We start from the raw sequence: 14,538 nt of genomic DNA on the forward strand, positions 1-14,538 counted from the left end.
TTAGCCAGCCCACAATACTTGCTATACAACCTTTAGTCTATGATTTAGTCCCTGCTTTACCTGACATTTCCAGATAGGTCAGATACAAACGCGCATCGAACTCCAACTGATGATATTCCGGCTCCATATGGCAGCAGAGTGCGTAAAAAGCTTTGTTATGGTCTTTCTCTTTCAGGTGTGCCAGTTCATGAACCACCAACATACGCAGGAAAGGCTCTGGTGCATCCCGGAACATAGAAGCAATACGGATTTCGTTCTTGGCTTTCAGCTTGTTACCCTGAATTCGGGAGACATAACTGTGCAGGCCAAGTGCGTTGTTGACGATATGAATTTTAGGATCGTATGCCACTTTGCTGAGCGGGGCAGACTTTTTCAGGAAACGGTTTTTAATCTCCTGAACATAATCGTACAACGCTTTTTCCGTTTTGATGTTGTGGTTTTCTGGATAACGTTTTTTCAGCCACACTCCAAGTTTGTTCTGGTCGACAAGGCTTTGCACCTGGGAAACCAGATGGTCCGGGTATCCCCGAAGATATTGCAGGTTTGATGACATATTGGGTATTCCACAACAACAATGAGTTGGATGGTACTTCGGATCGCAAGAAAGACAAGGGCTAAAAACAAAAAGGGCCGGCAGCCCATACGGTGGACACCGGCCAAAGCGGAACACCTATCCGGAAAGGCTTTCCGGAGAGATCAGGATGTTTTTTCATAACTAACAGTTGAAATCAGCTCACCTGCTGGCGAAGGACATACTTCTGCACTTTTCCGGTTGAGGTCTTCGGAAGCTGAGTAAAAATCACTTTCTTCGGCGCTTTAAAGTGCGCCATCTGGCTACGGCAGAAGCTGATCACTTCTTCTTGTGTCAAACTCTTGCCCTCCCGGGGTTTGACGAAAGCACATGGCACCTCTCCCCACTTTTCATCCGGCATAGCAATAACTGCGACTTCCTCAATATCCGGGTGACGGTAGAGCACATCTTCTACCTCGATACTGGAGATGTTTTCCCCACCGGAGATAATGATGTCCTTGGAGCGGTCTTTGATTTCGATGTAGTTGTCTTCATGCCATACCGCCAAATCGCCGGTGCGGAACCAACCCTCTGCCATGGCTTCGTCTGTGGTCGTAGGGTTTTTCAGGTACCCCTTCATCACCACGTTGCCACGCAGGAAAATCTCACCCATTTGTTTGCCGTTTTTTGTGACTGGCTCCATGGTGACCGGGTTGGCTACCATCAGTTCACCCTGCATCGGTGCCCGAACACCCTGCCGCGCTTTCATTCGAGCACGTTCTGTATTGTTTAGATCATCCCAGCTTCGCTGCCAGTCACAAACAACACAAGGCCCATAAGTTTCGGTAAGACCATATACATGCGTCACGTCTATGCCCATGGCTTCCATTCCTTCGATTACCGAAGCCGGTGGCGCTGCGCCTGCTGTCATTGCCTTGATCTTGTGGTCAATACCCCACTTCAAGCTCTCTTCTGCATTGTTCATCATATTCAGCACAATCGGTGCGCCGCAGAAATGACTGACCTTATGCTCACGGATTGAATCGAAGATCGCATCAGCGCGAACATGGCGAAGGCTCACACTCACACCGGCAGCCGCAGCAATGGACCAAGGGAAGCACCAGCCATTGCAGTGGAACATTGGCAGAGTCCAGAGGTAAACCGGATGCGCACCCATATCCCAGGAAAGGATATTACTGACGGCATTCAAGTGCGCGCCGCGGTGGTGGTAAACCACCCCTTTGGGATTGCCGGTTGTGCCGGAGGTATAGTTCAGTGAAATCGCCTGCCACTCATCGGAAGGCGGGCCATACGGGAAATTCGGGTCACCGTCCTGGATAAATTCTTCAAAAGTCAGCTCGCTGATAAGGCTGCCTTCTTGATACAACGGATCGTCAATGGCGATAACAATCGGGCGGTGGGCAATCATCTTCAGCGCTTTCTTGACGACAGGCGTGAATTCCTTGTCAACCACCACCACTTTGCTCTCAGCATGCTGGAAGATGAACGCCATGGCATCAGCATCCAGGCGGGTATTGATCGTGTTAAGCACTGCGCCAGACATCGGCACGCCAAAGTGCATCTCAAACACTTCCGGCAGGTTGGGGGCAATGACCGATACCGTATCACCCTCTCCCACTCCTTGCTTTTCCAGTGCCGAAGCAATCTGGCGGCAACGCTTTTCAGTCTCTCCCCAGGTGCGGTGAATATTGCCGTGAACGGTCGCCGGGTAATCCGGGTAAACGCTGGCTGCTCGTTCGAGGAAACTCAGTGGGCTGAGGCTTTCGAAATTCGCAGGTGTTTTATCCAGGCCGATTTCATAAATATTATGCTTTGTCATTGTTATCCTTCCTTTCTGCCCGGTATCCACCGGGCAGTGATGTTCCACAATCAGTTTGTTCTAGACATCGGTCAGCTTAAAAATCAGTTCTCAACAACTTCGATTGGTTCTTCGGTTTCTTCCTCACTGGATTGCGATTCCTTGCGACGCCACTCAATCAGGAAGTAAAGTGCGATACCCGCCAGTAAGCCGTAACCCGCGCCATAAACCGCCAGCACCACACCCATGGTGCCCGCAACACCCATCTGGGTAGCATTGCGCACCTGCTCAACACCCACCGAAATACACAGATAACCGGTGATCAGGAGCGTAATGGAAAGCGCGATAGGCAAAACAGGCTTGAACAGCGTGATAAGCGGCAGGGCAAACAGCGCGATAAAACCAACAATCCAGAACACACCCGCACCGCTGTAGATGCTGTCCATCGCACTTCGACCGTGGCGGTAGCGCTCAGCAATAGTCGCCATTGCACCGGTGAACAACGGGCCAGCCAAGCCGGGATATGGGGCGAAGATAGAGTGAATAAGGTTACGCAGCGCAGTTACCAGATGAACGCGGTCTACGTTGACTTCAATGTGCTCATCCGGACGCAGGTGATCGACGCGGTCGAGCAGGCTTTTGCCCACGATAATGTCTCCAAAGGCAATAACATATGCGATGAGCGCGGTCGGGATAGCAAGCCACAGCATCTCAAGTGTTGGCAGGCCCACAGTAAACGGCAGGTAGTTAATCATTTCGCCAAAGGCCGGGGCGGAGAAACCGAACTCAATCGCGGGAAGCGGATATTCACTGACCATCCAGCCCACAGCCATTGCCACCAGCGTACCCGGTACCATGCCGTAACCGGCGATGACTTTAGCCCACTTGTGTTTGTTGATGTAGTCACGGAAGTTCAGGGAGAAAAGCACATACGCAGTAACCAGGAAACCAATAATCAGCGAAACCGGGGTATTCGCCAGACGACCGCCCTCACTGATTTCACCGCTTAGGGCCGCAATGCCCGCACCAATCAGAATGCCCGCCTTGATAGACGCCGGGAACAGGTTGACCAGCTTACTGCCCAAACGGGTTATACCAAGAATGAAGAAGATGGCAGTAACAATCAGTTGGAGCCCCATCAATGCCCTGATCGACTCTGGACCCGGCTCAAAGTTACCCAGGAAAAGCAAAACTACCGGAATTGCTGGTGTAATCCACCCCGGTACCATGGGTACACCGAGAAGATTTGGCAACATAAAGCCGATACCGCACACGACTACGTATGCCAGTGCGACGTCGTATGGCAGGCCAAGGTATTTTTCCAGCAGCGGGATCATTGCCATACTGACCACGAACATAATCATGCCCTGAATGGTTTCCGCCATTTCCCAACGGTAATGGACAAACGGCAAGCGAATCTTGAAAGGCCCGGCCGGCCAGTAAGGTTGTTCCTCACCGTGGGAGCGTTTTATGACTGACATGCTTTCTCCTGTTTTATGTAGGGTTTATGGTTATTTTTCCCCTAACAGAGCAACGTCAGTGCCAATGTTAAAAAACTGTACAGAGAGAACGATGAATTATTCTTAGCTGATGTGTTTTCGTGTTTGAAAACGACTCGAATATCTGAAGATTAAAGGGGGAGTGAACAACCTGATGTTTGAACAAGATCTGGTCAGACCGGGTTAGATTTGTTAACGCGAGGTAAAGTGCGACTAAGGAAGGAATGCGCAAGAAAGTCACTTGAGCGGAAAGCGCTCAACAATCTGAGCGCTTTCCGCCCGGAGCGCTCAGCGCTCGCTGGTTTCAGCTGGCGGGTAGATTTTCCAGTTTCCCAGCATCCGGGTTGCTGGTGAAAAGCGGAAGTTTTTAATTGTCTCTCCCACTGCCTGGTATTGCATGATTTTGTGGGAATCAGGGTCGATATACGAACTGAACCCCTCGGGGTCTTCCGGCAACGAGACAGTCAAACCTGGCAACACATTCCGAATACCGGGCACGGTCTTTTCTTCCGCTTTTTGCCATGCAGCTCCAAGTACCTGTATCACCGTATACGCATCCTGGGCGATAAACGTGGGATATCGCTGGGTTTGACGGAAAAACGCGCCTACATAATCGCGATTTGTTTCAGTCTCGGGCCAATTAACATGGGAGCGCCCAGACAGAACCAAGCCTTCCGGTAACTTATCACCCAACCGGGAGAGCACAAAATAACCGCCGCCGGTATCAAAGTTCACAAAGTGGGTTGTGTCCAGCAACCCGGAAAGTTGTGCCTGTTCAAGAAAACTCACCAAATCCCGGGTCCAGTGGCCACTCACCAGAATGTCCGGCGGGTCAGCAAGCAACGCTTCTATATAGAGCCGGTAATCGGTTTCCCCTAGCAGGCTGTAGAACTCATCTTTGATTTGGTAGTCCACCCCGTACTTTTTTAGGTTCGCCATCATGGTCTGCCAGATTTGGTGACCGTACTCGTAGTCAGGACCGATGTAAGAAACCGTCTTCCAATTCAATTCAGGTTTCACATCTTTAAGGTAACGCGCACCGGCATCACTGGACTGGGACGCGTCATTGTTAAGGTGAAAATACCACGGGTGGCGCTCACCTTCTGTTAGTCTTGCCGTACTGTGCCCTGCGCCTAAAAACAGGATTTCATGCTCGCGGGCAATCTGGGAGACTTCCAGCGCTATGTTTGAATTAACCACCCCACACAGCACCTGAACGCCACGGTTAACAAATTGCAGGGCAATTTCCCGGGAGCGAAATTGTTTGCCCATGGTATCCGCCACATAAACCCGGATTTTCGGTAAACCCGGCTCAGCCAGCAGTTTATTTACCGCCATTTCCAACGCCACGACAGCGTCGTTTCCCCACAGTGAGGAAGCACCGGTCAGCGGATACATGCACCCTACTTCCAGATCAGCCTCTTCTTTCGATGCACCGATGACAACTTCACCCTGGGCAAAAGCCGCCAGGCCAAAGAGCAATAAACCAAAGCATGTTTTATTTAGCCTCGTCATGGCTGTATTCCCAGTTTTTGCAAACGGCGTTTCAGCGCATGACGGGAAATATTGAGAAGTTTAGCTGCGTTCCCTTTATGTCCACCACTTTCCCTGAGCGCACCAAGAATGAGGCGTTTTTCTTCATTGGCCAGATGTTCCGTTATCTCACCGACGGATTCCCCGTGTTTGGAAGCAAAGGCCTCCTTTTGATTTTCAGGAATCCGGGCTGAATACTCGTCGGGCAATTGCGCCATAGTCACCTCGCTGCCGCCATAGAGAACAGAAAGGCGCTCTACCAGATTTTTAAGCTCGCGGATATTACCCGGCCAATTGTATCCAGTAAGTATTTCAGTGACTTCCGGTGCAAAAGAAACCGGGTTGGAAGCCATTGAGTACGACACGGCAAAATGTTCGAGAAGAAGCGGAATGTCCTCTGAACGCTCGGAGAGCGCAGGCAGTTTTACAGGCATCACATTAAGCCGATAGTAAAGATCGGCCCGGAAGCCCCCTTCATCAACGGCGTCGGACAATGAGCGATTGGTCGCGGCGATGACCCGCACATTGGCCTGCTTTTCATCTGTTGAACCAACAGGCCGGTAGCGTTGGCTTTCTAAAAACGAGAGCAACTTTGCTTGCATTGCCAGAGAAAGCTCCCCAATTTCGTCGAGAAACAACGTTCCTTCATTTGCTGCTTCTATCAGACCATTTCGGGATTTGTGGGCACCGGTATACGCTCCTTTCTCAACACCAAAGAGCTCTGACTCAAGCAACGTTTCTGGCAACGCCGCACAGTTCACTTCAACAAACGGTTTACGGGCTATCACACTCAAAGCATGTATTTCGGTCGCTGCAGCAGTTTTGCCCGTACCGGACTCGCCGAGAAGCAACACTGTCTTGGCCGGGCTTTTTGCGATAATGGCCAGTTCCTGACGAAGCTTTTCCATCACCGAACTGTTGCCGACCAGTCCCCGCCCGGCGGATTTATTAACCTGAAGGTGCCCCAGAAGCCGGGCTTTCAGCGCTTTGATGTCAAACGGCTTGGTGACGAAGTCTCTGGCTCCGCGCTTGACCGCATCAACAGCGGTTTTAATATCACCGTGCGCTGACATCATATAAACCGGGCTATCCGGTAACATGGCTATCAGTCGTTCCAGCGGGTTTAAATCGTCGCTGTCCGGAAGGCGTAAATCCAGCAAAATCACCTCAGGGCGCAATGAATTCGCCCTGGATAAGCCATCCTCAGCGGTATGAGCAACGGCGACATCATATCCCGGGTCACGCAGTGCGATTTGCAGCGAACGGGTGAGCGCCACCTCATCGTCAATAATCAACAGCAGTGGCTTCTTGCCCGGCTGATTGCTCATCTCGGTCATCCTTTTCAACGTGGATCTTGTTATTAAACCTCAGCGAAACCCTTGTTCCTTTACCGGGTTCGCTGTCAAAGTCCAGATGCGCCTTATTAAGCTCCGCAAGACGCAACGACACGGCAAGTCCAAGCCCGGTTCCCGTGGTTTTGGTGGTGTAAAACGGCTGGGTGACTGACGCGATCTGGTTCTCATCCATACCGCATCCCTGATCTTCTACAGTGATTTCCGCGCCCGTTTCCGTCATAGCCGTTTTAAGCGTTATGTCACTGCCCGAGGCTGAAGCTTCAAGGGCATTGATTAGCAGGTTCATGACAATTTGCTGAATCTGGTTTTCATCGACCCGCACGAGCACGGTATTTTCTGTTTCCACCCTAAGCGAAACACCCCTTTCCTTTGCCATTGGTGCAATCAGGGCTGAAAGCCGGCTTACGACCTTTTCTAGGGACACCGCCTTACTGTCTGGATGTGGTGGCCGGGCGTATTCAAGCAACGAGGAAATCAGTAGGTTTATCCGGTCGATCTCACCGGTCATCAATGACTGGAGTTCTCGATCTTCTGCCGTACCTTCTGGGAGTGCCTGGACGCACACTTTGATGGTTGCAAGCGGGTTCCTGATCTCATGAGCAATTCCGGTCGCAAACTCCCCCCAGACGGCTTTGCGTTCAGCTTCCCCCCTTGCCAGCAACAGGGAGTCGAGATGGTCAGTCATCCGGTTAAACGCCCGGGCTAGCAAGGTGATTTCATCGTTGCCAGATGTGCTCAACGGCGCTCGCCACTCCCCTTCAGAAACGGCATTAGCCGCATCTATCAGCGGGAAAACACGGCGCCTGACCCGTCTAACCAGGAAATAGAAAAAGGTAGACACCAACAGCAGCACAAGCCCTGCCATCACCAGCACCAAAACACGTTGCTGGTCTTTGGCGAGTATGGGCTCAGCGCCAGATGCTTTATGCAATGACCAGCCAGGCAGCATTTCAAGGGAGATCCCATTAGCTGTCTGGTGACCGATATCCCGGCCAAGGACGTCGAAGCATCCGGCAGTATCGATGTTAAGGCAGGACGGCTGACCAAAATCCAGCGGTGAATATGAAAGGTAAGCAGTTAAGCTGGCAAGCCGCACCTGAAAAGCGAGATAACCCGGCACTTTACCGTCCACAGGCGAAGCCGGCATGGGTATCGCTGTCAAATACCAGCCAGACAACCCCGGAGTTGCCGGTTGCGGCCCGATAAAAATTGCATCGCCAAACCTTGATACTGGCAAACCGGAGGTAACAAACTGACCTTTCCCCCAGTAGGGAAACCCACTGGCGCTCTGGCCGGGCAACGCATTTACCAAGTTCCAGTCTGCATCAAAAAACAGCGCGCCGTAAATTTCAGGACGGTCGATATCGAAGTAGATAAGACTCAGGGTCTGGGAGTGTTCCGGCAAGGCATCCGGCGTTTCGAACATGAGGGGAATTTCGGGTAATTCGGATATTGCTTCAAGAGCATGTAAATGCTGGCGCACAAAGTGGTGCATACTGTTTTGAACCTGGGTCAAGCTCTGGTATGCCCGTTCTTTTGCCATATCCGCAACAAGCCCCGCCGTGAGGCGATCGTAGACAAGAACCGTGACAATAAGCGGTACACTGGCAACCAACAGTGACAGCAGGAAAAAACGCCGTACAAGGCTGTTTTTCCAAAATCCGATAGAAGGTATAGGTCGTGTGGTCACAGTCAAGCTCCGTCTGAATGAAACCTTGTTGGGGTAAAAACGTATCATTCTGCAGACCCAACCACGCTAACAGTTTCATAAAGATGAGTTAACCAGACATAAGTCTAAAACTGGCTTATTTCACACCCAAATCCTTCAGGCGTTTATAGATTGTGTTTCGGCTCACACCCAATGCAGAAGCCGTTTTGCTGATGTTCCCGCCAAATGCGGCATAGACTTTTGGTAATGATTCACGCCAGTCTGCATCCTCTTCGACCTGAATATCTGCATTATCCGGTTCCGGCACAGCCGCTTGCAGGTCGAGGTAAAAATCATCCGGAAGATGATGCGGTGAAATCTCATCCCCTGCCGACATCACGGTTGCAACCCTTAGTACGTTGTAGAGTTGACGGATATTACCTGGCCAGTTATGGCTTTCAAAAAGGTTAAAGACTTCTTCACTGATTTCGGTCTGACCGTCGTATTCATCCAAAGAGCGGAGCACAGTTTCAGCCAGTGAGCGCAAATCTTCCCGTTCCCTTAGCGAAGGCAGGAAAACCGTCAGGCCATTCACCCTGTAATAGAGGTCGTCCCTGAAACGCTGCTGTTTCACAAGATTGCGGAGGGGTTGGTGCGTTGCGCACACCAGCCGGAAATCAACCGGGTAGCTTTCTGAACTGCCAAGTGGGGTTACCCGTTTTTCCTGCAAGACCCTGAGCAAACGGGCTTGCACGTTCAAAGGCATGTCTCCGATTTCGTCCAGGAACAGTGTGCCACCGTCGGCGCGGCGGATATAACCGGTACTCCCTTTTTGGTTGGCACCGGTAAACGCGCCCTTTACGTACCCGAAGAGTTCTGACTCCACCAGCTCTGTTGGGATTGCCGCGCAATTCACTGCCACCAGCTCTTTATCGGAGCGCGGAGAAGAGGCATGAAATGCGGTAACAAACACCTCTTTGCCAACGCCGGTTTCCCCCTGGATAAGCAGCGGGATATCGCTGTGTACCACATTCAGCCCCTGCTCCACCGCTCGCTGCATCTTCTGGTCACCAAGCGCCAGTGACATCAGTGCCTGTGGATCGCCAAAATCCTGAGGCGGGATCTTTGGTGGCCGGGCATCCCTGGCCACCAAATGTTGCCGAATATCCGCGACGCTCCCACGGGTCTGGGATACTGCCGGCTTTCGGATGACCGCAAATAATGGGTAATTGGCCAGACAATTAAAGTTGAGTACCTGTCGCTCCGGGTGCGCACTAAGTTGAAGCGGCTTGATACCTGTTACCTGTTCAATTGCCAGTCCTTTCAGTTCCGTTCCCATCAACAAATCAGCCCGGCGGTTGGAAGCGACAATCAGCCCTTCTTCATCAAACACCAGCAAACCAGACCACTGGCTGTCTATGTTGTCCGGGTTGGTATTGAAGATAAACAGGTAATAGTGCTGACGATAGGTAGCGATAATGAGCTGGTTTTCCACCGCCTGCGTCATCACCCTTACCATTCCATTCACATGGGTGGTAGGCAGGTAAGCATCGCTGGAAATATTGAGGACACCGACCACTTCACGGCGGGAATCGAAAATAGGTGCTGCGGAAGCGCTCATATAACGGTTGGCAACCAGGTAGTGTTCATCCCGCCCGACTTCTATGGCTTTTCCAGTTGCGAGCGCTGTCCCAATAGCATTTGTACCATTATATTGCTCCACCCAGGATGTCCCTGACTCAAAGAGGCTTCGCTCCATTTGCGTAATAAAGGATGGACGTCCCCAGGAATTAATAAGGTTCCCATATTGGTCAGCCAGCAACACCAGGCTGTTGCTGTTTACAAGGATGTTTTCGTAGTAAGGCAGTACCTGCTCTTCGGTTGCCACAATCAGGTCCCGGGTTCCCTCACGGGCGTCTTCCCGTTCCCCCCGGTTAAGCTGAACAATCTGCGGCCGGCTTTGCGGTCTTAAGCCAAAATCCTTACATCTCACCCAGGATTCATGAATCGCTCGCTGGTGATTGAGTTGTTCTTTGCTCATTATTTCCCCGGATTCATGCGCGAATACGAACGTTAATCTGGTGTTAATTGTTGTTCATTTGATGTTAACACTTAACAATTACTTCGGATCATCTTTTTTTAACAATCTGGCGAATTGCGCTTTATATAGTTGATATAAATGATTTTTTAGATTTTTAAACACTCTGAAACACACTTGGCACGCTACTCGCAATCTGTACCCGGAATGGAATCACGCCAAGGAGTACAAACGAGATGGCGCTCGTATTAGAAAATGTGAACCGGATAGTCGATGGCGAGCATTGGATCAAAGATGCAAACCTGTCCCTCGATCCTGGCTCTTTTAATGTTCTGCTCGGACGCACCTTAGCGGGCAAAACAACATTGATGCGTATTATGGCCGGGCTGGATCGCCCTAATAGCGGACGCGTCCTTTTTCATGGTGTGGATGTGACTGGTGTGCCCGTGCGCGAGCGCAATGTATCGATGGTTTACCAACAATTTATTAATTACCCCAACCTGACCGTATTCGACAACATCGCCTCCCCGCTTCGCCTGGAAAAACTCAAAGATGAAGAAATCAAAGAGCGTGTATATGCCGTTGCCAAGATGCTGCATATCGACCCTTTTTTAAAGCGTCTCCCGCTTGAACTGTCTGGCGGCCAACAGCAGCGTACAGCCATGGCACGGGCACTGGTGAAGGATGCAGACCTTATTTTGTTCGATGAGCCGTTGGTAAACCTTGACTACAAACTGCGGGAAGAACTTCGCCAGGAAATGCGCGAATTGTTCGCAGAGCGCAATACCATCGCTGTCTATGCCACCACCGAACCCAATGAGGCACTGGCCTTGGGCGGAAATGTTGTTCTTCTCCATGAAGGGGAGGTGTTGCAACACGGCCCCACGCCGGAGGTTTACCACAACCCGGCCAGTGTGGCGGCAGCAGAGCTGTTTGGCGAGCCGCCGATCAACCTTATCAGCGGCACAGTCAGTGAGAAAACCGTCTCTTTTGCCGATTATGTCCATTTCCCGCTGAACACAGATTTGGGCGACTTGCCCACCGGCCATTACCAGTTCGGTATTCGCCCCAACCACCTGTCTTTAGTGCCGGGTAACGACGATGACCTTGAACTGTCTGTTGATGTCGAACTGGCAGAAATCAGCGGCAGTGAAACCTTTTTGCACGTCAGAAACCGTAATTTTTCGCTGGTATTACACCTTCCCGGTGTTCATGACTACGCCGTGGACGAAAAGATCAAAATTTATGTCCCGACACACAAGTTGTACGTGTTTTCCCAGGACAACCAACTCATCCAGGCGGCTCGCCGCGTGAAGGAGGGAATTCACTATGGCTGAAATCCGGCTTGAATCTCTGGCACACAGTTACTCGGCCAACCCTCAGTCGGTCGATGACTATGCGATACGCCGTATGAACCATGTTTGGGCAGATGGCGGTGCCTATGCGCTGCTTGGCCCTTCCGGCTGTGGCAAAAGCACCATGCTGAATATCATTTCAGGTCTGCTTCGTCCGTCGGAAGGCTTTGTGAAGTTCGACGGTATTGATGTGAAAGAGCTGGAACCACAGGAGCGGAACATCGCTCAGGTTTTCCAGTTCCCCGTCATTTACGACACCATGACGGTGTTTGATAACCTCGCGTTCCCGCTTCGCAACATGAAGGCACCTGAAGCCAAAATCCGGTCTAAAGTCACCGAGATTGCAGAAATTCTGGAGCTGACACCGGTGCTGAAGAAGAAAGCGCAGCACCTGAGCGCTGACGAAAAGCAGAAAGTGTCCATGGGGCGTGGCCTTGTAAGGGATGACGTATCCGCCATCCTGTTTGACGAGCCACTGACCGTTATTGACCCGCACCTGAAATGGAAACTTCGCCGCAAGCTCAAGCAGATCCATGAACAGTTCAATATCACCATGATTTACGTCACCCATGACCAGCTAGAAGCCGCCACTTTTGCGGACAAAATTGCGGTGATGTATGACGGTGCCATTGTTCAGTTCGGGACACCACGCGAACTGTTTGAACAGCCAAACCACACTTTTGTCGGCTTTTTTATCGGCAGCCCCGGCATGAACCTTATCGAGGTAAACGAAGTCAGTGACGGCGTCATTTTTGACGGGATGCGCATGGCACTCTCTCCAAGCCAACAGGCAGCCCTGGGGGCAACCGACAGTAAAAACATCAAAGTGGGTATCCGACCGGAGTTTGTCCACCTGTGGGATGAGCAGCGTGATGATGCCTGGCCAGCGTCACTGACTCATGTCGAAGACTTGGGCACTTATAAAATCCTGACACTCAAGCTGGGCAACCAGACCATTAAAACCCGCCTGGCGGAAGAAGTGGACGTACCCGATAGCGATATCTGGGTCAGCTTCCCTTCCCAGTGGCTCAAGTTATATATCGACGAATACCTGGTTGGTGAGGAAGCGGACGAACTGCCATCAGAGGAACAAGGAGGCCCCGATGCAGCTTAAAACTGAAGACAACCGCGCCTGGTGGCTAGTTATCCCTGTCTTCCTGCTGGTGGCGTTTTCCGCCATCGTGCCCCTGATGACGGTGGTCAACTATTCCATCCAGGATATCTTTGACCAAAACACTGCCTATTTTGTGGGTTCAGAGTGGTACAAGGAAATCCTTAATGACCCACGCCTGCACGATTCACTGCTTCGCCAGATCATCTACTCGTTCTGCGTGCTGGCGATTGAAATCCCACTCGGCATTGCAGTGGCACTCACCATGCCAACCAAGGGTTTCAAAGCCTCGCTTACCCTGATTGTGCTCGCTGTCCCGCTGCTGATTCCCTGGAACGTAGTGGGCACCATCTGGCAGATCTTTGGCCGGGCTGATATCGGCCTGCTAGGCTGGTTCCTTAATAGCATCGGTGTGGACTACAACTACGCTTCAGACCCGATGGATGCGTGGATTACGGTATTGGTGATGGACGTCTGGCACTGGACTTCCCTCGTTGCCCTGCTCTGTTATTCCGGCCTGCGGGCAATCCCGGATGTGTACTACCAGGCAGCGAAAATCGACCGGGCATCTTCCTGGGCGGTGTTCCGCTATATTCAGTTGCCGAAGCTGAAAAGCGTACTGCTCCTTGGTGTCCTGCTGCGCTTTATGGACAGCTTTATGATTTACACCGAGCCGTTTGTCCTGACCGGTGGTGGCCCCGGTAACTCAACCACATTCCTGTCCCAGGCATTGACCAAGATGGCAGTCGGCCAGTTCGACCTCGGCCCTGCAGCCGCTTTCTCCATCATTTATTTCCTGATCATCCTGCTGGTGTGCTGGTTGTTCTACACCTCAATGACTGCGCTGGATAAGGAGAAATAAGACCATGAAACGCAAAACTATTGGCCTTTTAGCCTACATCCTTTTCCTGTTCCTGCCGGTCTACTGGCTGCTGATGATGTCGTTCAAGACCAATGAAGAAATTCTTGGTGAGCTGACGTTCTGGCCGACCAATTTCACCCTGGACAATTACGCGGTGATTTTCACCGACCCATCCTGGTACACCGGCTATATAAACTCATTGATCTACGTATCGATGAACACCGTCATTTCGCTGCTGGTTGCCCTGCCGGCTGCCTATGCTTTCTCCCGGTATCGCTTTATCGGTGACAAGCATATGTTCTTCTGGCTGCTGACCAACAAGATGGCACCGCCGGCGGTATTCCTGCTGCCATTTTTCCAGCTCTATTCTTCTGTCGGGCTTTTCGATACCCACATTGCCGTCGCACTCGCACACTGCCTGTTCAATGTGCCACTGGCGGTATGGATCCTGGAAGGCTTTATGTCCGGCGTACCCAAAGAGATTGACGAGACTGCTTATATCGACGGTTACAGTTTCCCGAAATTTTTTGTGCGGTTGTTCCTGCCGATGATCCGCTCCGGCATTGGGGTAACCGCCTTTTTCTGCTTCATGTTCAGCTGGGTTGAACTGCTCCTGGCACGGACACTGACGTCTGTAAACGCCAAACCCATCGTGGCCACAATGACACGGACAGTCAGCGCCTCCGGAATTGACTGGGGCGTTCTGGCTGCAGCCGGGATTCTCACCATCTTGCCGGGTCTCCTGGTGATCTGGTTTGTCCGTAACCACATCGCGAAAGGCTTCGCGCTCGGGCGTGTTTAAGGAGA

The 14,538-nt window shown here is 51.6% G+C and carries 11 protein-coding genes; 4 read left to right on the forward strand and 7 right to left on the reverse strand.

Annotation, left to right across the window (positions count from 1 at the left end):
• Positions 1 to 37: 37 nt before the first annotated feature.
• From NF212_RS09895 to NF212_RS09925, 7 genes are all read right to left on the reverse strand, one after another.
• The gene (locus tag NF212_RS09895) at positions 38 to 553 is read right to left on the reverse strand and encodes a M48 family metallopeptidase (RefSeq protein WP_434355126.1); all 516 of its coding nucleotides are present in this window, start codon (positions 551 to 553) and stop codon (positions 38 to 40) included.
• A 175-nt stretch (positions 554 to 728) separates the two neighbouring features.
• On the reverse strand, positions 729 to 2,351 hold the full coding sequence (locus NF212_RS09900; RefSeq protein WP_434355128.1) for an acyl-CoA synthetase: 1,623 nt from the start codon (positions 2,349 to 2,351) through the stop codon (positions 729 to 731).
• An 83-nt stretch (positions 2,352 to 2,434) separates the two neighbouring features.
• Complete coding sequence (locus NF212_RS09905; RefSeq protein WP_434355130.1) at positions 2,435 to 3,811, reverse strand: xanthine/uracil/vitamin C permease; 1,377 nt, start codon at positions 3,809 to 3,811, stop codon at positions 2,435 to 2,437.
• Positions 3,812 to 4,117: 306 nt separating this feature from the next.
• Positions 4,118 to 5,344 (reverse strand): ABC transporter substrate-binding protein, encoded by a 1,227-nt coding sequence (locus tag NF212_RS09910; protein ID WP_434355132.1) that lies wholly within the window; start codon positions 5,342 to 5,344, stop codon positions 4,118 to 4,120.
• Positions 5,341 to 6,690: a sigma-54-dependent transcriptional regulator gene (locus tag NF212_RS09915; protein ID WP_434355135.1), complete on the reverse strand. Its 1,350-nt coding sequence runs from the start codon at positions 6,688 to 6,690 to the stop codon at positions 5,341 to 5,343. Before NF212_RS09915 ends, NF212_RS09910 begins: the two co-directional genes overlap by 4 nt.
• Positions 6,647 to 8,407, reverse strand: a complete 1,761-nt coding sequence (locus tag NF212_RS09920; RefSeq protein WP_434355137.1) for a sensor histidine kinase — start codon at positions 8,405 to 8,407, stop codon at positions 6,647 to 6,649. Before NF212_RS09920 ends, NF212_RS09915 begins: the two co-directional genes overlap by 44 nt.
• Positions 8,408 to 8,522: 115 nt before the next feature.
• The gene (locus tag NF212_RS09925) at positions 8,523 to 10,406 is read right to left on the reverse strand and encodes a sigma-54-dependent Fis family transcriptional regulator (protein WP_434355139.1); all 1,884 of its coding nucleotides are present in this window, start codon (positions 10,404 to 10,406) and stop codon (positions 8,523 to 8,525) included.
• A 233-nt stretch (positions 10,407 to 10,639) separates the two neighbouring features.
• Between NF212_RS09925 and NF212_RS09930 the strand changes: the two genes are divergently transcribed.
• The 4 genes from NF212_RS09930 to NF212_RS09945 are packed head-to-tail and all read left to right on the forward strand — an operon-like array spanning position 10,640 to position 14,533.
• Positions 10,640 to 11,740: an ABC transporter ATP-binding protein gene (locus NF212_RS09930; RefSeq protein WP_054672930.1), complete on the forward strand. Its 1,101-nt coding sequence runs from the start codon at positions 10,640 to 10,642 to the stop codon at positions 11,738 to 11,740.
• Positions 11,733 to 12,872, forward strand: a complete 1,140-nt coding sequence (locus NF212_RS09935) for an ABC transporter ATP-binding protein (protein WP_434355142.1) — start codon at positions 11,733 to 11,735, stop codon at positions 12,870 to 12,872. Before NF212_RS09930 ends, NF212_RS09935 begins: the two co-directional genes overlap by 8 nt.
• Positions 12,862 to 13,731 (forward strand): carbohydrate ABC transporter permease, encoded by an 870-nt coding sequence (locus tag NF212_RS09940; RefSeq protein WP_434355144.1) that lies wholly within the window; start codon positions 12,862 to 12,864, stop codon positions 13,729 to 13,731. Before NF212_RS09935 ends, NF212_RS09940 begins: the two co-directional genes overlap by 11 nt.
• A 4-nt stretch (positions 13,732 to 13,735) precedes the next feature.
• Positions 13,736 to 14,533: a carbohydrate ABC transporter permease gene (locus NF212_RS09945; RefSeq protein ID WP_434355146.1), complete on the forward strand. Its 798-nt coding sequence runs from the start codon at positions 13,736 to 13,738 to the stop codon at positions 14,531 to 14,533.
• Positions 14,534 to 14,538 lie beyond the last annotated feature (5 nt).

This window comes from Parasalinivibrio latis (assembly GCF_036825535.1).
GTDB classification, from domain to species: Bacteria; Pseudomonadota; Gammaproteobacteria; order Enterobacterales; family Vibrionaceae; genus Parasalinivibrio; species Parasalinivibrio latis.